Origin of the sequence: Alkaliphilus sp. B6464 (assembly GCF_018141165.1) — a bacterium.
In the GTDB taxonomy this organism is placed as follows: Bacteria; Bacillota; Clostridia; order Peptostreptococcales; family Natronincolaceae; genus Alkaliphilus_B.
Genome location: NZ_CP058557.1, coordinates 2336078 through 2356985 on the forward strand (window position 1 = coordinate 2336078; position 20908 = coordinate 2356985).

General features: G+C 31.4%; 29 protein-coding genes. 25 read left to right on the forward strand and 4 right to left on the reverse strand.

All coding sequences use genetic code 11. From position 1 onward, the window contains the following. Positions 1-96: 96 nt before the first annotated feature. The 11 genes from HYG84_RS11600 (at position 97) to HYG84_RS11650 (ending at position 6516) form a co-directional block, all read left to right on the forward strand. Entirely contained in the window at positions 97-654 is a 558-nt protein-coding gene (locus HYG84_RS11600) for a DNA-3-methyladenine glycosylase I (protein WP_212377303.1), read from the forward strand. Between the two features lie 288 nt (positions 655-942). Then, entirely contained in the window at positions 943-1278 is a 336-nt protein-coding gene (spoIIAA, locus tag HYG84_RS11605; RefSeq protein WP_212377306.1) for an anti-sigma F factor antagonist, read from the forward strand. 14 nt (positions 1279-1292) lie between these two features. Then, positions 1293-1730, forward strand: coding sequence for an anti-sigma F factor (gene spoIIAB / locus HYG84_RS11610; protein ID WP_212377309.1), 438 nt, complete (start codon positions 1293-1295; stop codon positions 1728-1730). 12 nt (positions 1731-1742) lie between these two features. After that, positions 1743-2513, forward strand: coding sequence for an RNA polymerase sporulation sigma factor SigF (gene sigF, locus HYG84_RS11615; protein ID WP_212377312.1), 771 nt, complete (start codon positions 1743-1745; stop codon positions 2511-2513). A gap of 289 nt (positions 2514-2802) precedes the next feature. Next, positions 2803-3411 (forward strand): stage V sporulation protein AA, encoded by a 609-nt coding sequence (locus HYG84_RS11620; RefSeq protein WP_212377315.1) that lies wholly within the window; start codon positions 2803-2805, stop codon positions 3409-3411. Between the two features lie 23 nt (positions 3412-3434). After that, positions 3435-3848 carry a stage V sporulation protein AB gene (locus tag HYG84_RS11625; RefSeq protein WP_212377319.1) on the forward strand — a complete coding sequence of 138 codons (414 nt, stop codon included), beginning with the start codon at positions 3435-3437 and terminating at the stop codon, positions 3846-3848. A gap of 14 nt (positions 3849-3862) precedes the next feature. Next, a complete protein-coding gene (locus tag HYG84_RS11630) occupies positions 3863-4021 on the forward strand; it encodes a hypothetical protein (protein ID WP_212377322.1) in 159 nt (52 codons plus the stop codon). A gap of 27 nt (positions 4022-4048) precedes the next feature. Beyond that, positions 4049-4504, forward strand: a complete 456-nt coding sequence (gene spoVAC, locus HYG84_RS11635; RefSeq protein ID WP_212377325.1) for a stage V sporulation protein AC — start codon at positions 4049-4051, stop codon at positions 4502-4504. Positions 4505-4517: 13 nt separating this feature from the next. Further along, positions 4518-5540, forward strand: a complete 1023-nt coding sequence (gene spoVAD / locus HYG84_RS11640; RefSeq protein WP_212377328.1) for a stage V sporulation protein AD — start codon at positions 4518-4520, stop codon at positions 5538-5540. An 11-nt stretch (positions 5541-5551) separates the two neighbouring features. After that, the gene (spoVAE, locus tag HYG84_RS11645; RefSeq protein WP_212377331.1) at positions 5552-5908 is read left to right on the forward strand and encodes a stage V sporulation protein AE; all 357 of its coding nucleotides are present in this window, start codon (positions 5552-5554) and stop codon (positions 5906-5908) included. Positions 5909-5919: 11 nt separating this feature from the next. Then, positions 5920-6516: a stage V sporulation protein AE gene (locus tag HYG84_RS11650; protein WP_212377335.1), complete on the forward strand. Its 597-nt coding sequence runs from the start codon at positions 5920-5922 to the stop codon at positions 6514-6516. A gap of 54 nt (positions 6517-6570) precedes the next feature. On the opposite strand, the gene HYG84_RS11655 is transcribed toward HYG84_RS11650, so the two are convergent. Next, positions 6571-9153, reverse strand: coding sequence for a transglycosylase domain-containing protein (locus HYG84_RS11655; RefSeq protein WP_212377338.1), 2583 nt, complete (start codon positions 9151-9153; stop codon positions 6571-6573). Positions 9154-9449: 296 nt separating this feature from the next. On the opposite strand from HYG84_RS11655, the gene yunB reads away from it, so the two are divergent. The 6 genes from yunB to HYG84_RS11685 all read left to right on the forward strand — a co-directional run bounded on the left by yunB (position 9450) and on the right by HYG84_RS11685 (position 14193). Next, entirely contained in the window at positions 9450-10127 is a 678-nt protein-coding gene (yunB, locus tag HYG84_RS11660; RefSeq protein WP_249168602.1) for a sporulation protein YunB, read from the forward strand. Between the two features lie 102 nt (positions 10128-10229). Next, entirely contained in the window at positions 10230-11519 is a 1290-nt protein-coding gene (hflX, locus tag HYG84_RS11665) for a GTPase HflX (RefSeq protein WP_249168603.1), read from the forward strand. 18 nt (positions 11520-11537) lie between these two features. Continuing rightward, entirely contained in the window at positions 11538-12215 is a 678-nt protein-coding gene (locus HYG84_RS11670; protein WP_212377344.1) for a HEAT repeat domain-containing protein, read from the forward strand. A gap of 129 nt (positions 12216-12344) precedes the next feature. Continuing rightward, positions 12345-12794, forward strand: coding sequence for an NUDIX hydrolase (locus tag HYG84_RS11675; RefSeq protein ID WP_212377347.1), 450 nt, complete (start codon positions 12345-12347; stop codon positions 12792-12794). A gap of 247 nt (positions 12795-13041) precedes the next feature. After that, complete coding sequence (locus HYG84_RS11680; RefSeq protein ID WP_212377349.1) at positions 13042-13692, forward strand: YigZ family protein; 651 nt, start codon at positions 13042-13044, stop codon at positions 13690-13692. 99 nt (positions 13693-13791) lie between these two features. After that, positions 13792-14193 (forward strand): CoA-binding protein, encoded by a 402-nt coding sequence (locus HYG84_RS11685; RefSeq protein WP_212377352.1) that lies wholly within the window; start codon positions 13792-13794, stop codon positions 14191-14193. Positions 14194-14204: 11 nt separating this feature from the next. Here HYG84_RS11685 and HYG84_RS11690 read toward each other — a convergent pair whose 3' ends face one another. Beyond that, entirely contained in the window at positions 14205-14564 is a 360-nt protein-coding gene (locus HYG84_RS11690) for a sulfite exporter TauE/SafE family protein (protein WP_212377355.1), read from the reverse strand. Further along, positions 14561-14926 (reverse strand): sulfite exporter TauE/SafE family protein, encoded by a 366-nt coding sequence (locus HYG84_RS11695; protein WP_212377358.1) that lies wholly within the window; start codon positions 14924-14926, stop codon positions 14561-14563. The genes HYG84_RS11690 and HYG84_RS11695 overlap by 4 nt, the downstream gene beginning before the upstream one ends. 242 nt (positions 14927-15168) lie before the next feature. On the opposite strand from HYG84_RS11695, the gene nadE reads away from it, so the two are divergent. The 6 genes from nadE to HYG84_RS11725 all read left to right on the forward strand — a co-directional run bounded on the left by nadE (position 15169) and on the right by HYG84_RS11725 (position 18456). After that, positions 15169-15924, forward strand: coding sequence for an NAD(+) synthase (gene nadE, locus HYG84_RS11700; RefSeq protein ID WP_212377361.1), 756 nt, complete (start codon positions 15169-15171; stop codon positions 15922-15924). Between the two features lie 98 nt (positions 15925-16022). After that, the gene (locus HYG84_RS11705) at positions 16023-16742 is read left to right on the forward strand and encodes a YebC/PmpR family DNA-binding transcriptional regulator (RefSeq protein ID WP_212377364.1); all 720 of its coding nucleotides are present in this window, start codon (positions 16023-16025) and stop codon (positions 16740-16742) included. Between the two features lie 182 nt (positions 16743-16924). Beyond that, positions 16925-17080, forward strand: a complete 156-nt coding sequence (locus HYG84_RS11710; RefSeq protein WP_212377366.1) for a hypothetical protein — start codon at positions 16925-16927, stop codon at positions 17078-17080. 161 nt (positions 17081-17241) lie between these two features. After that, positions 17242-17688 (forward strand): GNAT family N-acetyltransferase, encoded by a 447-nt coding sequence (locus HYG84_RS11715; protein ID WP_212377368.1) that lies wholly within the window; start codon positions 17242-17244, stop codon positions 17686-17688. A 263-nt stretch (positions 17689-17951) separates the two neighbouring features. Beyond that, on the forward strand, positions 17952-18266 hold the full coding sequence (locus HYG84_RS11720; RefSeq protein ID WP_212377370.1) for a hypothetical protein: 315 nt from the start codon (positions 17952-17954) through the stop codon (positions 18264-18266). Then, on the forward strand, positions 18256-18456 hold the full coding sequence (locus tag HYG84_RS11725) for a helix-turn-helix transcriptional regulator (protein WP_305829045.1): 201 nt from the start codon (positions 18256-18258) through the stop codon (positions 18454-18456). Before HYG84_RS11720 ends, HYG84_RS11725 begins: the two co-directional genes overlap by 11 nt. 193 nt (positions 18457-18649) lie before the next feature. On the opposite strand, the gene HYG84_RS11730 is transcribed toward HYG84_RS11725, so the two are convergent. Next, positions 18650-18931: a hypothetical protein gene (locus tag HYG84_RS11730; RefSeq protein WP_212377375.1), complete on the reverse strand. Its 282-nt coding sequence runs from the start codon at positions 18929-18931 to the stop codon at positions 18650-18652. A 375-nt stretch (positions 18932-19306) separates the two neighbouring features. Here HYG84_RS11730 and HYG84_RS11735 point away from each other — a divergent pair, with 375 nt between their 5' ends. Together HYG84_RS11735 and HYG84_RS11740 are read left to right on the forward strand one after the other, a co-directional pair. Continuing rightward, complete coding sequence (locus tag HYG84_RS11735; RefSeq protein WP_249168604.1) at positions 19307-19498, forward strand: YebC/PmpR family DNA-binding transcriptional regulator; 192 nt, start codon at positions 19307-19309, stop codon at positions 19496-19498. Between the two features lie 207 nt (positions 19499-19705). After that, on the forward strand, positions 19706-20827 hold the full coding sequence (locus HYG84_RS11740; RefSeq protein ID WP_212377377.1) for a C40 family peptidase: 1122 nt from the start codon (positions 19706-19708) through the stop codon (positions 20825-20827). Positions 20828-20908 lie beyond the last annotated feature (81 nt).

A 20908-nucleotide genomic window follows, 5' to 3' on the forward strand; every position in this document is an offset into this window, starting at 1 on the left:
GGTGGTAAATATGAGGATAGAAAGAAATGGACAAATAAGTGCATGGTTATATGAACTAACAAAGTAAAATAACAGTGGAAAGGAGAAATCTTTATTGTGAAAAGATGTCCTTGGTGTGAAAAAGATGAAATGTACATAAAGTATCATGATGAAGAATGGGGAGTGCCTATTCATGAAGATAATAGACATTTTGAGTTTTTAATATTGGAGGCTGCTCAGGCAGGCTTAAGTTGGCTTACTGTTTTAAGAAAGAGAGATAACTATAGAAAAGCGTATGATAACTTTGATCCAGTAAAGGTAGCTAAATATGATGAAGAAAAAATTAATGAATTAATAAATAACCCAGGAATTATTAGAAACCGTAGGAAAATTGAGGCTTCAGTTAATAATGCACAAAGATTTTTAGAAATTCAAAGGGAGTTTGGAAGCTTTAATAATTATTTATGGGGATTTGTAAACAATGAAACAATAAAAAATGAATGGGATGATATTTCACAAGTACCTGCTAATACAAATCTATCAAGTAAAATAAGTAAGGACTTAAAAAAACGCGGTTTTAGATTTGTAGGCTCAACAGTAATTTATTCCTATTTACAGGCGGCAGGATTGGTAAATGATCATATTAAAGATTGTTTTAGATATAATGATATATAAGATAAAAAAATCGACAAATATAGTCGATTTTTTATTTTTTTAGAAGAAATAATCTTTAAATTGTTGATAGTTTCTAAAGATGTATAAAATCAGCAATACCTTGAGTACTTGAAAATTTAGAATAAATTTTAAGTACGACAGGAGTCGATGCGATAGCATCAGACGACTTTTTTTTATTTTATATTAAATATAACTCTCAAAATGTTACAAAACAAGTGTTTTTTCACTGAAGGACTTGTCCTACATTTATAGAAATAGTATATATCACGTAAATAGGAGGGGTAAAAGTTGCAATTACAATATGAAATGGTAGACAACATACTAATTGTTAAATTTGATGGTGAATTAGATCATCATGTTGCTGAAAACATTAGAACAGATCTAGATGATACAATTAGTCAACATAGGATTAAAAACCTAGTTTTTGATCTAAGTGGCATGGGATTTATGGATAGCTCTGGAATAGGGGTTATTATTGGACGATATAAAAATATATCTAAACTAGGGGGAAAGGTATCGGTTATCCATGTAACTGATCAGATAGATAAAATATTTAGTCTAGCAGGTTTATACAGCATTATAAGTAAGCATAACAACAAAAGCGAAGCCCTCAATTGTATGTAAAGGAGTGTAATTAGATGGAATACAAAAACTATATGAAAATAGAATTTGACAGTAAATCTCAAAATGAGGCTTTTGCTAGAGTGGTAGTCGCTGCTTTTGCCTCACAGTTAGATCCTACAATAGAAGAAATTACAGATATAAAAACCGCTGTTTCCGAAGCAGTAACCAATGCTATTATTCATGGATATGAGAGTAATATGGGTATAGTTACTGTAACATGTAGAATAAATGGTAATGAGTTAGAGATTATTATAGAAGATAAGGGACAAGGGATTGATAATGTTGAACAAGCAAGAGAACCTCTTTTTACTTCTAAACCACAATTAGAGCGTTCAGGTATGGGCTTTACTGTGATGGAGACCTTTATGGACGAAATTGAAGTATATTCTGAGCTAGAAAAGGGAACAACAATAAGAATGGTAAAAAAGTTCAAAAGCCTGAATGTAGAGTAAGGGGTAGATAAAATGAATTTTCCAGCATTCTCAGGGGAACAAGTTGAAATATTAGAGCACGAAAAAACTATAGAATTAATATTAGAGGCACAAAAAGGAAGCCTACAAGCTCAAGAAATATTAGTAAGTCATAATTTAGGGCTAGTTAGGAGTGTAATAAGGCGTTTTGCTAATAGGGGATATGATAGAGAAGATTTATTTCAATTAGGCTGTATCGGATTAATTAAAGCAATCAAAAAGTTTGATATTAGTTTTGATGTAAGATTTTCTACCTATGCAGTACCTATGATTATTGGAGAGATAAAACGATTTTTAAGGGATGATGGAATAATTAAAGTATCCAGATCTCTAAAGCAGACAGCAGCTAGGGTTAAAATGACAAAGGAGAAATTGCAAAAGGAACAAGGTAGAGAACCGACTTTACAGGAAATTGCTGATGACATGGATGTAACAAAGGAAGAAATTGTAATGGCATTAGATTCTAGTGCACATCCAGAGTATTTATACGATGTTATTCATCATGATGATGGTTCACCAATACATCTTATAGATAAAATTAGTGAAACTGATAGTTTAGAGGATAGTGAGGTAATTGATAGGATAATGCTTCAAGAAGCTATTGCAAAATTAGAACCAAGAGAAAGACAGATTATATTTTTAAGATATTTTAAAGATCAAACACAAACCGAAATTGCTCAAGTTTTAGGTATTTCTCAGGTTCAAGTTTCAAGAATCGAAAAAAAGGTATTGCAAAATATGAAAGATTTAATGAAGAAGGCTTAAATATAAGTCTTCTTTTTCTATTTAAATAAAATATCCATAGTAATTATTTAGTTAATAACTATGGAATATAATAAAGGAATTAAAAAATGAAAATAGCAAATAATAAATGTGAAGGATGGTGAAAACATGACATATATATTGAGAAAATATAAAAACATATTTTTTATAACACTTATTTTGGTACTTTCCTTTAGTGCATGGTACATTTTTACAAGTAATAATATCAATAAAATACCTGAAAAAGCAGATTTAGTTTTGAACCATACCAGCATTTTGAGGAGTAGGGCAAATGATTAATAATAGTCAAGTTTTTTTGAGAGCAAATGGAAAGGTTTCACTTCCAAAAAGCAAATCTGTTTTGCTAAAGGATTTAGTAGAGATTTCTGCTGACAGAGAAATAAAGAAAAAATTAGAAAATTTAAGTTATCCAGTTAATATAAAAGGTAATAGTAACGCTTTAATTTCAGTTATATCACTTATAACCTTTATAAAAGAAAATATAGCTAATGTTGACTTAGTGGTTATAGGTGAAACCGATATTTTAATTAGCTTTCAAGATGATAATATAAATACAGATAAATACAAAAAATTGAGAGTTTTAGTAGTATGTCTGCTGCTATTTATGGGATCTATTACGGCTATTATTAATTTTCACTCTGATGTGGATATGAAAACGGCCCATACTGTTATATATAAGATGATTACAGGTGTAGAAGTCGATAGACCATTATTACTGCAAATACCGTATTCCTTAGGAATAGGAGTAGGGATGGCCGTGTTTTTTAATCATATATTTAAGAAAAAAATTAATAATGAACCTACCCCACTTGAAATGGAGATATATTCTTATCAACAAAGCGTAGATGAATATATAAAAAACAACAATAATGGAGAGTAATAGAGGTGCTTAAGGTGATAAGAATGAAATATACAATTATACCTCTTTTAGGATTTTCAAATGGGATTATTGTAGGAAGTGGGATTGTTGCCTTACTTTCACTTTTAGATATTATTCCAAGACTAGCCCAATTAACAAAAACTTATAATAGTATTAAACTTTATGAAAGTGTAATTGTAGGCGCTGCTGTTTTGGCATCGATTACTTCTCTTACAGGTGTTGGAATAAATTTAGGCAAGTTCACAGTGATAATTGTTGGATTTAGTATGGGTATATTTATTGGGCTACTAGCATCTGCATTAGCCGAAGTATTAAATGTCATGCCTGTATTAATAAGAAGATTTAGATTAGATGGATATATAATATATATAGTTTATTCATTAATACTTGGAAAAGTGTTAGGATCATTATTAAATTGGACGCTATATTTTAAATAGAGAGGAAATTACACATGAATAAATATAAATCATATTATTTACCAAATCAATTTGATATACACAAATTTGAAAATATAGAGGATAAAAAAATTATCCATCAATTTGAAGACAAAAATATAACTGTAAATATAGAAAAGCTAACAGATAAATATATATTAAATCAGCTAAGATAAATAAATACTAAATATGGAGTGATATGAATGTCAAAAAATCAAGCGAATAAAAATAAGGCTTATCAAAATTATGTGGATACAAAAATTCCAAAACCTCATTTACTTAAAAATTGCATATGGGCTTTTTTTGTTGGGGGAACTATATGTACAATTGGAGAAGTAATTCATCGTGTAATAGAATCACACTATAAGTACTCTCATTTAGATGTAAGTGATATAACTACTTTAATAATGGTTTTTATTGGAGCATTTTTAACAGGAATAGGTATATACGATATTATTGGTAAAAGAGCAGGAGCAGGGTCTCTTATTCCAATTACAGGATTTGCGAACTCTATAGTTGCTCCTGCAATGGAGTTTAAACGAGAAGGATTTATAATGGGAGTTGCAGCAAAGATGTTTGTTTTAGCAGGTCCAGTACTAGTATATGGAATAGGCTCTTCAGTAATAGTTGGCATTTTATACTATATTTTTAAAAAATAGGAGGGAGTTAATTATGGCTATAAAAAAACTAGGAAGTCAGACTATAAGATTATTAAATCCTCCATCAATTATTTCTACAGGTACAGTTGTAGGTCCTAAAGAAGGAGAGGGTCCCCTAGCACAATACTTCGATACAATATTAGATGATGATTTATTTGGAGAAGATAGTTGGGAAAAAGCTGAAAGTAAGTTAACTAAAGAGTCAGTGAAGTCTGCCTTAAGTAAAGCTAGATTAAATATGACAGATATGGAATATATGTTTGGTGGAGATTTACTTAATCAACTTATGTCAACATCATTTGCTGCTAGAGATTTGCAAATTCCTTTCTTTGGACTATATGGAGCCTGTTCTACTATGACAGAATCTCTTAGCTTAGCATCTATGATAATAGATGGGGGATATGCAGACAATGTAGTGGCAACAACATCAAGCCATTTTTCGGCTGCAGAAAGACAGTATAGGTTTCCATTAGAGTCTGGAAATCAACGTCCGGTAACATCACAGTGGACAGTAACAGGTTCTGGATCTGCAATATTATCAGCAAAAGGTGAAGGTCCATACATTACTTATGTTACAACAGGGAAGGTAATAGACTTTGGTATTAAAGATGCAACAAATATGGGTGCAGCTATGGCTCCAGCAGCAGTAGATACTATAAGAATGCATTTAGCTGATACAGGATTTAAACCAGATGACTATGATCTTATTATTACAGGTGATTTAGGAAAAATTGGTCACCAAATAGCATTAGAGCTATTAGAAAAAGAAGGTTACGATCTATCAAAGGTTTTAAAGGATTGTGGAATAGAAGTATTTGATAATGAAAAACAAGATACACATTCAGGTGGTAGTGGATGTGGTTGCTCTGCTGTAGTGTTTTGTGGATATTTATACGACCAACTAAAGTCAAAAAACTTAGATAAAATATTGCTAGTTTCTACAGGGGCATTATTATCACCTACAAGCTCATTACAAGGAGAGTCTATTCCTAGTATAGCTCACGCAGTTACAATAGAAAGCAAATTAGTAAATTAGGAGATGATAATATGCAGTATGTAAATGCATTTATAGTAGGTGGAATAATTTGTGTAATTGGACAAATTATAATTAATAAAACGAAGCTTACGCCTGCACATGTTTTAGTTTTATTTGTAACATTAGGAGTTGTGCTGGGTGCTATTGGTTTATATGAACCTATAGTAAAATTTGGTTGTGCAGGAGCAACAGTTCCTATTCCAGGGTTTGGATATGCCTTAGCTAAAGGAGCAATGAAAGCGGTTGATGAAAATGGCATATTAGGCGCCTTTACTGGAGGAATATCGTCTACTGCTGGAGGAATTACAGCCGCCATAGTTTTTGGGTATCTAATGGCAGTACTATTTACTCCCAAAACCAAACCATAGGATGTGCAAAAATGAATAATATAAATACAGAAAGAAGAAAAATTATATTAGTAACAGATGGAGATTCTTGTGCTCAAAAGACATTAGAAATAGCAGTTTCAAATATAGGGGGAAGATGTATCTCAAGGTCAGGAGGTAATCCTACCCCTATTACATCTTCCGAAATAGTTGAGCTAGTAAAACAAGCTAAAAATGATCCAGTAGTAGTTATGGTTGATGATAGAGGAAACACTGGTATAGGTAAAGGCGAGCAAGCTATGTTTGAAATTATAAATCATCCTGAAATAGAAGTACTTGGAATTGTTGCCGTAGCTTCAAACACTAAAGGAGTAAGAGGAGTAAAAGTAGATTATTCTATAGATAATAATGGTAACATGATTAATGCTCCTGTAGACAAACATGGAAATATAAGCGATAAAAAGGTACTATATGGGGATACAGTAGATATTATTAATAATTGCAATGTTCCTATCGTTATTGGCGTAGGTGATATTGGGAAGATGGAAGGAAAGGATGTAGTAGAAATAGGAGCTCCTATAATTACAAAAGCATTAGAAGAGATAATTACTAGAAACTCTACTCAAAATAAAAAAGGTTATAGATATTAGTTTAATCTATAACCTTTTTTATTTAATTTATTTTAAATAGTAATTTTAAAAAGATTAATTACTATTTAGAGAATCTATAGTATCATCATCTATATCTTCTGTTTCTTCTTCATTAGGTCCTCCCTCAGTTTCTGTTCCATCTGGAGAACCACCTGGAAAAGGGATGCCTAATCCATCTACTAATGGGTCATAGTACCCACTAGGAAGTTCGTAAATATAGTCTAATGGTGTAATACCACCATGTTCTGCTGGATAATAAGGAATTGGTCTTTGTACAAATACTTTAGATTGTACTTGCCAAGGTGGAGTTAAATCTGTAGCTAACTTACCAGATGGTACATGAATATCCGCACGTACGTGAACATCACATCCCGCAGTAGGCTGAGTACCCTTAATAAATATCTCAGATCTAACTGTACTACCTCTAGGGTCTAGTGCACAAAGTTCTGTAGGAAGTTTACCAGAAATAGTACATATATTAACCCTAACTATATCACTTGGCATTTCAAAATCCTTAACTGAGTGACCCTCATGAACCCTTTTCATAACTTTGCTCCATAAAGATGCAGCAGCAGGACTACCTGAAGTTAATTTTACAGGTTGATCAGATCCAATCCAAACAGATGCTGAATAGTAAGGAGTATAACCTACAAACCATGCATCTTTTTGACTATCTGTTGTACCAGTTTTACCAGCTACAGGCATACTTCCAATATTAGCTCCTTTACCAGTACCTCTAGGAGATGAAACAACTCCACGAAGCATATCAGTTACAATATATGCGGATTGTTCTGTTATTACTCTATGCTGCTGAGGCTTATTTTCTAAAATAAGATTTCCGTGTCTATCATGTACTGTAGTAAAGGTAGTTGGGCTAGTGTAAAGTCCTTTATTAGCTAATACATTGAAGGCAGTATTCATTTCTAATGGACTAACGCCTCTAGTCATACCACCTAAAGCAGTAGCTAATGTTTCGTCAGTATATTTTTTACCATTAATAGTTAATGGGTTTTCTCCAGTATGAACTGTAGTTATACCCATATTTTTCATAGAATCTAGCATAGTATTTATTGAAGAATTTTGATCACCACTAAGCATACTAGCTAGCTTAACTGCAAATATGTTACCAGAACGTTCCACACCTTCACGTAGAGTAATTAATCCACGATAGCTTTTATCAAAGTTTCTAGGCCAAGGTGTATCAGGTGTAGATTTATTGAAGTAGTGAGGAACATCATCTACTATACTTCCTGCAGTAAAACCATGCTCAATAGCCGGAGCATATACTGCTATTGGTTTAATGGACGATCCCGGCTGTCTAGGAGTCAAAGCTCTGTTTAGTATTCTTTGGCCCGAGGTCATACGTCCCCCAACAATAGCCTTAATTTCTCCAGTTCGATGATCACTAATAACCATAGCAGATTGAGGCTGAATTTGGCCTTCGCTATCTCTTATATTTTTTTCAGCATCTTCAGTAAAGCCTTCTTTGGCTAATAGTGTTGCTCTATCTGCATTATTTATTTTAGGAAAGTTATTTGAATTAGCATATTCTTCATCTAATATTTTTTGAATTCTTGTATCTAAAGTACTATTAATTCTAAGACCACCAGAGTAAAGCATATCAATAGCTTCATCTTCTGAGTAGCCACTATCTTTTAATGCCTGTATAACATCTTTTTTTACCAAATCTCCAAAAAATGAGGAGATATTTTCGGCTATTTGTCGATTAGGTTTTAAGTGAGATTTAACATCTTCTTCTAATGCTTGGTTATACTCAGTTTCTGTAATATAGCCTAATCTTTTCATTGCATTGAGTACCAATTTTTGTCTACTAATAACATACTCATCAATTTTATCATTCATTATTACGGTATATACTGGATCTGAATCATCCAATACAACATGATGCTCTTGTACATCTTTTTTTTCCAATGTGATAATTGGTGTATTTCTTGAAGGATATTTTGTTATTCCAGCAATTAATGCAGATTCTGCAATAGTTAAATCTTTAGCATCCTTAGAAAAATACACTTGGGCAGCTGCCTGTACACCATGAGCTCCACTTCCTAAATAAATAGTATTTAGATACGCTTCTAAAATTTGTTCCTTTGATAGCTGGTTGTTTAGCATAATACCATAATAAGCATCTTTGATTTTTCTGCTATAGCTTTTATCGGAACGACTTAAATATAGGTTTACAGCTAACTGTTGGTTAATTGTACTGGCACCTTGTCTAGAGCCTGTACTAAGGTTTGTCCAAAGTGCACCAAAAATACGCTTTATATCTACTCCTTTGTGAGTCCAAAAACGCTCATCTTCAATTGAAACAAAAGCACTCGTTAAATGCTCAGGCATTTCAGAATAATCTACTACAACTCTAAAGTTGTTAGATTCTATTTTTTCAATTACTTGGCCCTCAGAATCTAAAATAAAGGAGCTCTCATCAAGCATTTCGTATATATTTGAAGCATCAATAGGCTCCGCGTTTTTAATGATGCTCATTACAATTCCTGCCACAGCACCAGCACCAATAAAACCAATTAATATGATTGTAACTAATATTACTCTAAAAATACTTAGCTTTCTTTTTTTATTATTGTCCTTGTCAGTTTGTCTGCTTAGTTTTTTATCTGACATGTTTAACACCTCCATAAAGAGTAAATCTAATAGGTTTAGGAGAATAGACCAAAGATATTATACCATATTACCAATAATGCTATTATATAAATATAGCATATAGGCATTAATATTACAATTATATCATACTTTATGTAAAGTATACATTGTATCTTTACATAAAACTCTATTATATAATAAAAAAATATTTGTATAATATAAGCAGGATAAGTCTGTTGTTCTAGAATCAAATAATAGCAATATAGTTGTGATCATTATATAATGTAAGTACATATAATAGCATAGGGGTGATGTCCTTGGGCATTATTAAATTAGGTAAGAAAAAATATTTAAAGTTTAAAATCATAACTATCCTAATTCTAATTGTTATAATACTAACTATGTGTTTTTTATACATAGATAGAGAAATTACACCTACTGTACAAGCTATTGGAGAATTAAAAGCACAGGAAATCACTACAAGGGCTATTAATGAATCTGTAAGTTTAGTATTAAAACAAGATATACAATATCAAGATTTGATTTCTGTAAAGGAAGATGATGAAGGTAACATAACTATGATGCAAGCTAATACTTTTTTGATGAACAAAGTAGCTTCAGATGTAGCTTTGACTATTCAAGACCATCTTAAACAAATAAAAACAACTTCTGATCGAATACCATTAGGTAATGCTTTAGGAAGTCAACTTTTAGCCCAATATGGTCCTAAAATGAAGCTTACTGTAACCCCATTAGGAATGGTTGATGTAAATTTTGGAACAGAATTCGAACAATCTGGCATAAATCAGACAAGACATAGGATTTATTTGATTATTAATACCAGTGTTAGAGTAATAGTGCCATTTAGTTCTAATACCATACATGTAACAACGTATTTTCCAGTGGCAGAAACAGTTATTGTTGGAAAGGTTCCGATGAACTATATAAATGTTCCAAAAGATGACTTTCTAGACGTAACACCTATATACAAATAATAGTGTTATATATTCCAATTATAGGATATAATGTTGATAGATAAATTTTAATATTAAGTTTAGATAGCATGTTCTAGCTTATACTAAGGAGTGAAATATTCTGTGGAAATAGAAAATATATATGAAAGAAAATCTAAAGCAATATTAGTAGGATTAAATAATACAGGAAAAAAAGAAAGTATTGACATAGAGGTTTCTATGAATGAATTAGGTGAGTTGACTAAGGCTGCAGGAGCGGACGTCTTATCTATTGCAATACAAAATAGGCCAGCAGTCGATGTTACATACTTTATTGGTAAAGGAAAAGTAGATGAAATTAAACAATTGTGTGAAACTCTTGAAGCGGATATGGTCATATTTAATGATGAATTGTCAGGTTCTCAAATAAGAAACTTAGAAGAAGCTCTTGGTGTTGATGTTATTGATCGTACTGCACTTATACTAGATATTTTTGCTCAAAGGGCACGAACAAAGGAAGGGAAATTGCAAGTAGAACTGGCTCAGTTAAAATATAGAATGCCAAGGCTCATAGGCTTAGGCAGACAACTTTCACAGCAAGGTGCTGGAATAGGTACTAGAGGACCTGGGGAAAAGAAGTTAGAGACTGATCGCAGGCACATATTAAAGAGGATCGATGATATAGAACAAGAGCTGAAAGAAGTTAAAAAGAATAGAGAAGTACAAAGAGGTAAGAGGAGTAAATCAGAGCTTCCTATTGTGGCTTTAGTAGGCTATACAAATGCTGGAAAGTCTACATTAATGAATTCTCTTTTAAAAATAAGCGATCAATACGATGAGGCTAGAGAAGTGTATGCAGAAGACATGCTGTTTGCGACCTTAGATGTATCTTTACGTAGATTGTCTTTTCCTAATAAATTAGACTTTATATTAACAGATACTGTTGGGTTTGTAAGTAAATTGCCGCATGCTTTAGTAAACGCGTTTAAGGCTACATTAGAAGAAGTAAAGTATGCGGATTTACTTATACATGTTATAGATGCTTCAAATGAAGAATATAATTTGCAGAAACAAACTACATTAAATGTATTAAGGGAACTAGGTGTTGAAAATAAAAATATTATTAATGTATATAATAAGGTAGATAAAATTCTAGATGAAACACTGCTTCCTAAAGAAGAAAATGCACTATGTATTTCTGCAAGGGCAAATAAAAATTTAGATACGCTAATAGAACATATCAGGAATCAAATTGGACCGGATATTATTGATGTTCATTTGTTAATTCCTTATGATAAAGGTAACCTTATTTCGAGCTTACATAATGACGGCGTGGTACTTGGGTCGGAATATGTTGAGGAAGGAATTGAAGTAAAGGCAAGGGTTGAAAAAATGTATTACCATAAATATGAAAGTTTCAATTTAGATAAGTAATTAATTTGGGGGATAGGCATGAAACAAAAGCAAATAGATTATTCCTTATTATCATGGGACAAGATAGAGGAGAAAGAAGACTTTATTATTACCTATTTATTATACGATGAAGGAAAATCAATTAATTTAATATCAAGAATTAGAAATCTTAATAAAGAAACAGTTGAAAATCACATTATTCAATACAAGTCTCTTCATAATTTAAAAAAATATAGTATAGACGATGATTTTTTTATTAATTTATTAGCGAGTACAAAGGAAGAACGAGTCAAAGCTATAGATTTATTAAGTGAATATGAGAAAATAGAGTTAGTAAAGTATTTAATAAAAAAAATTCCATTAATAGAAAATGCAGAAGACAAGATGATTGCATTATGGATTGCAGGAGAATTGAAAGATAATAGATTATTACCTGTTATCCATAATGAAATTACCCATAAGCATGGAGGAGTACGCCGAATGGTGTGCTCTGCCCTTGGTAAAATCAGTTCTACAGACAGTATAGATTTGCTACACAGATGTTTGCAAGATGCAAAGCCGCAAGTACGACAATATGCATCAAAGGCATTAAAAGTAATTGGAAATGATAAAACTTTACGAAGGTTGAAGAGTTTATTAAATAATCCCAATGAATTACCATATGTACGCAGAAGCTATAAAGAAACTATTGATATAATTGAGGACAGATTAAAATGAGGCTAATAAGCCTCTTTTACATAATAAGAAAGAAAAAACAAAAAAGCTAAAAGATTCTGAAAAGTGGTTGTAAAATTCTATTATTTGGTATATGATAATAGTAAGATAAAAGGAAGGAGGATTCGTCCAATGATTTTTAGAAACTGCGCAGGCGGTGTTGTGTTTTATGCGAATCAGGTATTTATCTTCAAAAATGAAAAAAATGAATGGGTTTTACCAAAAGGTATAATTCGTAACAAGGATCTCTCGAGAGATGTAGCTTTGTGCCGAGTCAAAATTGAGGCTGGCATTGATGCTGAAATTCTTTCAACAGCGGGAGGCACTAGTTACGAATTTTATTCTGTTACGAGAAAACAACCAGTATGTAATCAGATAACATGGTACATTATGCATGCAAAAACAAAGACATATGAAATAAATAAAGAATTAGGCTTTAAAGACGGAGGGTTCTATACTATCGATAAGGCACTAGAAATGATTACCTATAGTCAGGATAAATCCTTAGTTAATCTATCTTATAAAAAATATAAAGACATGATGAAGAAAGAATCAGCACAAGCAGCACAAGCAGCAGTGTAGATTTGCATAATATAAAATAACATAAATAAATAATTAAAGAAGCAGTCCATACTGCTTCTTTATATTGTCTAAATATTGAGTAAAAGAGTATGGATTTTTTAATAGCTGAGTGTTTTTAAATAAGTAGAAGACTGGTAATATCTCAAGTGAGTTACAGGCTAATGCGATAACGTCAGATGAAATTTTCAACTATTTGTTATGTATATGATATAATATATATATCATAATAAAAAAGGATTGGTAGTATATGTTAAAAGAGTATAAAACATTATTAGCATATGGTGAAGGTGAAATAATTATTGAAAAATCTAAATTTATAGGATATGCAACTCCTATTAAAAGTGAAGAAGAAGCCATTGCTTTTATAGAAAACATAAGGACTAAACATTGGAATGCAACACACAATGTTCCAGCTTATATAGTTGGTGAAAACAATGAAATACAGCGATATAGTGATGACAGAGAACCATCAGGTACCGCAGGAATTCCAATATTAGAAGTAATTAAGAAAGAGGACTTAAGAAATGTTGCAGTAGTTGTAACAAGATATTTTGGCGGAGTTAAGCTTGGTACTGGCGGCTTAGTAAGAGCCTATACTAAAGGAGCTAAAATCGGGCTAGAAGCTGCCAAAATAGTAACTAAAAGATTATACGAACTTGTTCATGTAAAGATAGATTATACTATGTTGGGAAAAATTCAAAATGAAATTTTGCAGAACGGATATTTGATTAAGGAAACACAATATGATGATGCGGTTCATTTTTATTTATATATAAAGGTCGATTCTTTGAATTACTTTGAAAAACAAATTATTGAATGGACCAATGGTAGAGCTACTTTAGACTTTACTGGACAAGAGTATCTAACCGAGATTGATGGTAAAGTTGCTATGCCATAGGCTAAGTTTGTAATTTTGATTAGCTAAATAAATATTTTTAATATATATGCATAAAATATATGGGTATATACTTTGAATATATATGAGGGAGGATTATATATGGATAAAATAGAACAGGTAAAAAAAGAAATGCTAAGTAAAAAGGTATGGGCAGTTGTAGGAGCTACTCCCGATTCAGAAAAGTTTGGCTATAAAATCTATAAAAAATTAAAAGACCATGGATATACAGTATATGGCGTAAATCCAAAATATGAAAGCTTAGATGGAGATAAGCTATATAGTAGTTTAAAAGACTTGCCAGAAAAACCTGAATGTATAGATATGGTTGTAAACCCTAAAGTAACTAAGTCTACACTTACAGAAATAAAAGAGCTTGGAATTGAGTATGTATGGTTTCAACCTGGTACCTTTGATGAAGATATTATAGACATGGCAGAGGAAGATGGCCTACAAATTGTATATTATGATTGTGTGTTAGTTGCTTTAGGAAATGGCCACTAAAAACAGTGGCTTCATTCCTTTTTTTTACCTTTATAGAAAACTTCGTAAATTCCCATAATTAATAAAAAAACTCCGAACCATTTTCTTAATAACGTGGATGAAAGAGTTAGTGCTAGTTTTGATCCTATGAAAGTACCAAATATCCCAAAAAAAATAAGAGGATAACTAAGTTTTAACAATATATTTTTATTACGATAGTGAACAACTAATGCGACAATCGCTACAGGTATAAACGAAATTAAATTTATGCTTTGAACCGTTTGTTGGTTTAAGTTTGTTAAAAGTATTATACTAGGAATTAAAATGGTTCCTCCGCCAATTCCCATACCACCAATTGCGCCAGTTATTAATCCTAACAAAAAAAATATCATAAAAACACCATCCTTATAGCAGCAACTATTATAAAAAAGCCAAAAATTTTTCTAAGATAGTTTGCAGGAATTTTGTTTAACGCATTGGAGCCTATGTAACTCCCAATAATTCCTCCTAAGGCTACTTTAAGAGTTATATCTATTGTGGTAAAGCCATTTTTATAATAAATAAAACCACTAATTAATGAAAGAGGAAGAATTATAGATATTGCAGTGGCTTGAGCTTTATGTTGGCTTATCCCAAAGATAAGTGTAAGAGCTAAAACCGCAACAGTTCCGCCCCCGGCCCCAAATAAGCCATTTATAATACCCGAAAAGAAACCAATTAAAGCAATTTTAAGCCAATATATAAATTTTTCCATATTATTTCTCCTATGTATAAATAAAATTGTAAGGTAACAAAATTAGTAACTGAGTCTTAGTTTAACCAAATAGAACCAAGATATTCTGTATAGTAACAGACTTTGATATAAAATATAAAAGTATAAATAGAGGTTGAATCACCTATATAGCTATAGGTGTTTTTTTATGTACACAGTGGATAAAAAGCGTATAACTTATGATATAATAATACAAATAAGCTGGTAATGAAAGGAGACTCTTTATGGATCAACAAATACATAAAAAAATTGATGAAGTTACATTATGGTTAAGAGAACAGGTAAATAATGCTGGGGCTAAAGGACTTGCTGTTGGAATTTCTGGGGGAATAGATTCAGCTGTTGTTGCTTGCTTAATCAAAAAAGCTTTCCCTAACAATTCTTTAGGAATAATACTGCCTATTAAGAGTGATAAAAAAGATATAGAAGATGGAATTTTAAGCGCGAAGGCTTGTAATATTGATTATTTTGAAGTTGATTTAGAAGAAGAACATAATGGAATTATGGCTAAGGTAACAGAACAATTAAACGGTAAAGGTAAATTTAACAACGGTACCAAAAGGGCAACGGATTCTAATTTAAGAGCAAGGCTAAGGATGAGTACCCTTTATGCAATTGCTAATAATTTAAATTACTTAGTAGTAGGTACAGACAATGCAGCAGAGTTATATACAGGATATTTTACTAAGTATGGGGATGGTGGTGTAGATCTTCTGCCTATAGCTTCATTGAAAAAGTATGAAGTATATGAATGGGCTAAAGCACTAGGTGTTCCTAAGGAAGTTATTGAAAAGCAACCATCAGCTGGATTATGGGAAGGGCAAACCGATGAGCAGGAAATGGGCACAACATATGAACATATTGATTCTTTTTTAGATGGTAAATCTATACCAGAAAAAGACTTAGTAATTATTGAAAGACTACATAAAAATTCTGATCATAAAAGAACAACTCCGCCATCGCCGAACTTGGATAAATAAATTGCATACTTCACCAAGTTATGCTAAAATTTTTTTAGAAATCATATATTAAATGAAGCAGTATTGCTTCACCACAGCTTAATTAAGGAGATGGAATTATGGGAAGAATCGGTAACATTATCGATAGAAAATCAAAGCAAGATGCTAAGAAGGCAAAAATATATACTAAACTAGCACGGTTAATTACTGTAGCTGCTCGTGAAGGTGGCGGAGATATAGAGTATAATGCAGCTTTGAAAAATGCTATTGATAAGGCAAAGCTTCAAAATATGCCTAACGATAATATTGATAGAGCTATAAAAAAGGGCACTGGAGAACTAGGTTCAGATCAATATGAAGAGTTTATTTACGAAGGATATGGACCAGGTGGTGTAGCTGTTATAGTTGAAGTACTTACTGATAATAGAAATAGAACTGCAGGAGAAGTAAGACATGCCTTTGACAAAAATGGTGGAAATTTAGGATCACCAGGTTGTGTTTCCTTTATGTTTGATAGAAAAGGTCAAATAATTATTGAAAAAAATGATAATATAGATGAGGAAACACTGATGATGACAGCATTAGAAGCTGGTGCAGAAGACTTTGTATCTGAAGAAGATGCCTATGAAATTATTACAAGGATTGAAGATTTTAACAGTGTGAAGGAAGGTCTTGAAAAAGAAAATTACACATTTATAGAAGCTAAAATTGCATATCTACCACAGACCTTAGCACAATTACAAAGTGAAGAAGACATAAAAAAAATGAATAGGTTAATAGATATGCTTGAAGACAATGATGATGTTCAAGAAGTGCACTACAATTGGGAACAGGCATAAAACTATTTAAATTTGAATAGTTGTTAACTTTTGTGCAGACTACTGAATAGTGATGTACATGCGGATTTTGATTAAGTAATGATGTATACTGTTGATTACTCGGTTGGATTGTGGATGTACAAGTGGAACACCTTCTTATATGAATGTTTATTATTAAATATTTATGTAGGAGGGTGTTTTTTATGTTATTAGAAGATTGTTTAAAAGAATTTATATTTGAGCGTCAGATAAGAAAGTTATTACCAAGAACAATCAAGAGTTATACGAATAATACTGCATTATTTATAAAATGCGAATTAAGAGCTTCGCATGAGTTTCTTTATAAAACTAACCCCTGAATATATCTTGTATACTCAGGTAACTTGATAGTCATATATAAATATTCCATGAAAAGCAATTAACTTAAGCAGGATTATTAAACTGTTAAGAGAACTATTTTACATATATAAACATATTTATAAACATATTTTATTTCTATCACAAAAATTGGAGGAAAAACATGTTTGAGGTTAGAAGAATTAAGCCAGAAATGACTTACAGTATTAGACATAGTGTTCTACGTCCACACCAGGCAATTGAAGACTGTAAATATGATACAGACAATGAAGACAACGCATTTCATGTTGGAGCATTCTATCAAGGAAAGCTGATAAGTGTTGCATCATTTTGTATCGAAAAGCATCCTAATTTTCCTATTGAAAAACAATATCGATTAAGAGCGATGGCAACTCTGGATGATTTTCGAAAGTTAGGAGCTGGAAGGTTAGTGGTTAACTACGCTGAAAATTTAATAAAAGAACAGGGCGTTAACTTTTTATGGTGCAAAGGAAGGACTACTGTGCAAGAATATTATAGTAAATTAGGTTTTAAAGTACACGGTGAAGTATTTGATTATCCGCCTATTGGACCCCATATCATTATGTATAAAAAAATTAGGCTTTATTAAATAAAACTGTTGAAACTGATGTAATTTGTATATAAGTTAGCTCTCATTCTTCTTAAATTGCGATAACTAAACAAGAATGTCGAAGCTTGTCTGGAAAGTAAATATTACACTATAAATAGAGACTATTTTCCTAACGATTGTTGTTCTTAGTAAAGACGAAAAAATCTCTTTAAAAAATAAAATGTAAAATATATTTGACAAAAAACGAATGCAATTATATACTGTAATTGTAAAAGATGTTTTACATTATAGGAGGTGTTTTTATGGATTGGTTTTTCATAATATTTTCAGGCATTATTCTATGCCTGTTAATAACAATTGGATTACTGATACTATCTTTATCTAAACAAGGAGATGAAAGAAACAGTTTTATCAAATCAAAGTCAATGTCTCAAACGTTCCTAATTATGGTAGGTTTCTTAATAATAAAGATTGGCGAATCTTTATATGTTACATTTGTAAGTGGGGGTAAAGTAGAGGGTATTAATCCGTTTATTATTTTAGCGGTAATATCTGTCGTATTCCTCATTTCTTTAATACTCAACAAAAAGAAATATGGTGATTGGAGTGCAAAATAGAATTCAAGAACTAAGAAAAGTAAAGAAGTTGACTCAAGATGAAATTGCTAAACTATGCAATGTTTCAAGACAGACAATTAATGCGATAGAAAATAATAAATACGACCCTTCATTATCTCTTGCATTTGATTTAGCAAGAAGTTTAGGTACAACTGTTGATGAGTTGTTCAACGGAGGGAAAACTGATTAAAGTAAAATAGCAGGGAATATTCTTAAATTAGGATAAATAAGGTAGTCCAATTAGACTACCCTATTTAGTGTACAAAATTAACAATTAAGTCTAACAGAACCAAAAATAAAAAGCCCCTGAGGGCTTTAACTATTATTTTTTCATTTTAATTAGTTACGAATTACACACATATTGTCGTTGTAAGGGTCTAGATTTACTTAGATAACTTAAAAGAATTAAAGAAGTTGTCATAGTGATCTAAATATTCGTCAGTATCAGCATTCATGATTTGAAGCTGGAATAATCGATTATCAACTAAAAAAATCTTGTGATAAATTGTAAGTTCCATGCCATCTTGTGAACCAGAGTATTTTAACTCCTTACCAGGGTATCCTTCAAAGGTATAGTCCTTTTCTTCAATCAGCGTACCATCAGCAGCAGCTACAGCGCTAGATACACTTTTATTTAAAAATGATGCAGAGTCCGTTGCTTCCATTACGACATAAAAATACTGTAAAATTCAGTTTTGAGTAATACGATATTTTAAATAATTATTCAATTTCGTAGTCATTACATCTAAGAAAGATGATACCTCCTTGTTAATTTAGTTCTATTCTTCTGATTAAATCTTTAAAACACAATCCAATTTCAAGAATCCGTTCATCACTCAATTCAATCACTTCATTGCTATATTCGACAAACTCTAATTTTCCTAATTCAGTATAATTTGGAGCAGACTTAAATGTCTTATTAATAATTTTATTTGTGACAAGATTTATTTGAGAATACGCACGAGGACCGTCAAGAGCGCCTGTGACAGAACCAGTAGATTTAGTCGTGGAGAAAGTAAAAACATTCCTATCTGAATTTATTGAAACATAAACCTCATTTAAAAGAAAAGGAAAATTGCACATTTATAGAAGCTAAAGTTGCCTATCTAGCACAGATTTTAACACAATTACAAAATGAAGAAGATATAAAGAAAATGAATAAGTTAATAGATATGCTTGAAGACAATAATGATGTTCAAGAAGTGCACTACAATTTGGAAACAAATGAATAGTTATTAAATAATTTACACACCTTTTTGTAGATAAAATATCTTGCACAAAAAGGTGCTTTGTTCTATAAATAATGAAAAATATTTTTGTAATAAATTTGTAAGAAAAATAATAAAAAAGCAGGACAATTTTAATATATATAGAATAGTTTATATTACTAAAGAAGAACTAAAGAAGATGACTTACTTATGGGGGAGATGGTTTACATTTTGAAAAACAAAAATAAATATATTATGTGTATGGCATTAGCATCCGCATTATTATCAACTACAGTTGTATCTGGTTTGGACTATAAAGCTACAATAATTGCACCTGAAACAATTGTTAGACAAGAAAAGGTTTTTGACAGCGAAGAGCTGGACAAGTTAAATATAGGAACACAAATTACTGTTAAGGAAATATTGGACAACTGGTATCGTGTAGAGTTACCAGATGGAAAAAGTGAGGGGTGGATTTCTTCTGAAGAAGCTACTATTAATGACAGGTCTTATACTAAGAGTAGCCTGAAAAAAGGAGAAGTAACAGCTAGTGTGCTTAATGTAAGAATAGGACCATCTACTGATAATAGTATAATTAATAAGATTTATAACGGAAATATTGTTACTATTATTAATACATCGAATGGATGGTATGAAGTTGTTCTAGATAATAATATGAAGGGATGGGTGCATTCAGACTATATTAAATTAACCTATAACCTTCCTAGTGGAAAAATAAATACTAACGCTGTTGTATTAAAAGAGCAGGCCAATAATATTTCAGCTAATGTTATATCGCTAAAAAAGGAAGAAGTAGTTTACATTAAAGGTTATAGTGATAATTGGTATAATGTGATTACATCTAGTGATAAAGAAGGCTGGATAGAAAGTAAGTATATTACAGTTTTACTTACTGAAAAAACAAATGTAAATAGATCTGGGTCATCTAGAGAAGTATTTGATAATATAGAGTCTATTACAGAAAAATATTTAGGTAAAAAATATGTTTATGGTGCAGGTGGACCAAATAGCTTTGATTGTTCTGGTTTTTCATCATACATACTGAAAACATATTATAGTGAATATCTAAATGCAAAGGGAATTAATCAACTTCCAAGAACAGCTAGCGGTCAAGCAACAATAGGAACATCAGTCAGCAGAGCAGATTTACAGAAGGGTGATCTTGTATTCTTCGATACTTCTGGAAAAATAGGTGACAACATAACTCATGTAGGGATATATATAGGTAATGGGCAAATTATTCATGCATCTACATCAAAACGTCAAATTGTTAAAGACTCATTATCCGATCGTTATTATAGCAGTCGATTTATGAAAGCTGTTAGGTTATAAACAAAAGGAACTCCTATACAAAATTTGTATAGGAGTTCCTTTTGTTTAACTGGGTGATAAAAAATATTTTCTATTCTAAAT

What these genes read in the sequence shown, in the direction of transcription:
- sigF (WP_212377312.1), top strand. Translation starts at nt 1,743, where the DNA reads ATGAATTTTCCAGCATTCTCAGGGGAACAAGTTGAAATATTAGAGCAC.
- HYG84_RS11655 (WP_212377338.1), bottom strand. Translation starts at nt 9,153, where the DNA reads ATGTCAGATAAAAAACTAAGCAGACAAACTGACAAGGACAATAATAAA.
- HYG84_RS11710 (WP_212377366.1), top strand. Translation starts at nt 16,925, where the DNA reads ATGTTATTAGAAGATTGTTTAAAAGAATTTATATTTGAGCGTCAGATA.
- spoIIAB (WP_212377309.1), top strand. Translation starts at nt 1,293, where the DNA reads ATGGAATACAAAAACTATATGAAAATAGAATTTGACAGTAAATCTCAA.
- HYG84_RS11625 (WP_212377319.1), top strand. Translation starts at nt 3,435, where the DNA reads ATGAAATATACAATTATACCTCTTTTAGGATTTTCAAATGGGATTATT.
- spoVAC (WP_212377325.1), top strand. Translation starts at nt 4,049, where the DNA reads ATGTCAAAAAATCAAGCGAATAAAAATAAGGCTTATCAAAATTATGTG.
- nadE (WP_212377361.1), top strand. Translation starts at nt 15,169, where the DNA reads ATGGATCAACAAATACATAAAAAAATTGATGAAGTTACATTATGGTTA.
- HYG84_RS11650 (WP_212377335.1), top strand. Translation starts at nt 5,920, where the DNA reads ATGAATAATATAAATACAGAAAGAAGAAAAATTATATTAGTAACAGAT.
- HYG84_RS11685 (WP_212377352.1), top strand. Translation starts at nt 13,792, where the DNA reads ATGGATAAAATAGAACAGGTAAAAAAAGAAATGCTAAGTAAAAAGGTA.
- spoVAE (WP_212377331.1), top strand. Translation starts at nt 5,552, where the DNA reads ATGCAGTATGTAAATGCATTTATAGTAGGTGGAATAATTTGTGTAATT.
- HYG84_RS11720 (WP_212377370.1), top strand. Translation starts at nt 17,952, where the DNA reads ATGGATTGGTTTTTCATAATATTTTCAGGCATTATTCTATGCCTGTTA.
- HYG84_RS11690 (WP_212377355.1), bottom strand. Translation starts at nt 14,564, where the DNA reads ATGATATTTTTTTTGTTAGGATTAATAACTGGCGCAATTGGTGGTATG.
- HYG84_RS11730 (WP_212377375.1), bottom strand. Translation starts at nt 18,931, where the DNA reads ATGGAAGCAACGGACTCTGCATCATTTTTAAATAAAAGTGTATCTAGC.
- HYG84_RS11680 (WP_212377349.1), top strand. Translation starts at nt 13,042, where the DNA reads ATGTTAAAAGAGTATAAAACATTATTAGCATATGGTGAAGGTGAAATA.
- HYG84_RS11670 (WP_212377344.1), top strand. Translation starts at nt 11,538, where the DNA reads ATGAAACAAAAGCAAATAGATTATTCCTTATTATCATGGGACAAGATA.
- HYG84_RS11695 (WP_212377358.1), bottom strand. Translation starts at nt 14,926, where the DNA reads ATGGAAAAATTTATATATTGGCTTAAAATTGCTTTAATTGGTTTCTTT.
- HYG84_RS11620 (WP_212377315.1), top strand. Translation starts at nt 2,803, where the DNA reads ATGATTAATAATAGTCAAGTTTTTTTGAGAGCAAATGGAAAGGTTTCA.
- HYG84_RS11705 (WP_212377364.1), top strand. Translation starts at nt 16,023, where the DNA reads ATGGGAAGAATCGGTAACATTATCGATAGAAAATCAAAGCAAGATGCT.
- HYG84_RS11675 (WP_212377347.1), top strand. Translation starts at nt 12,345, where the DNA reads ATGATTTTTAGAAACTGCGCAGGCGGTGTTGTGTTTTATGCGAATCAG.
- spoVAD (WP_212377328.1), top strand. Translation starts at nt 4,518, where the DNA reads ATGGCTATAAAAAAACTAGGAAGTCAGACTATAAGATTATTAAATCCT.
- HYG84_RS11630 (WP_212377322.1), top strand. Translation starts at nt 3,863, where the DNA reads ATGAATAAATATAAATCATATTATTTACCAAATCAATTTGATATACAC.
- HYG84_RS11715 (WP_212377368.1), top strand. Translation starts at nt 17,242, where the DNA reads ATGTTTGAGGTTAGAAGAATTAAGCCAGAAATGACTTACAGTATTAGA.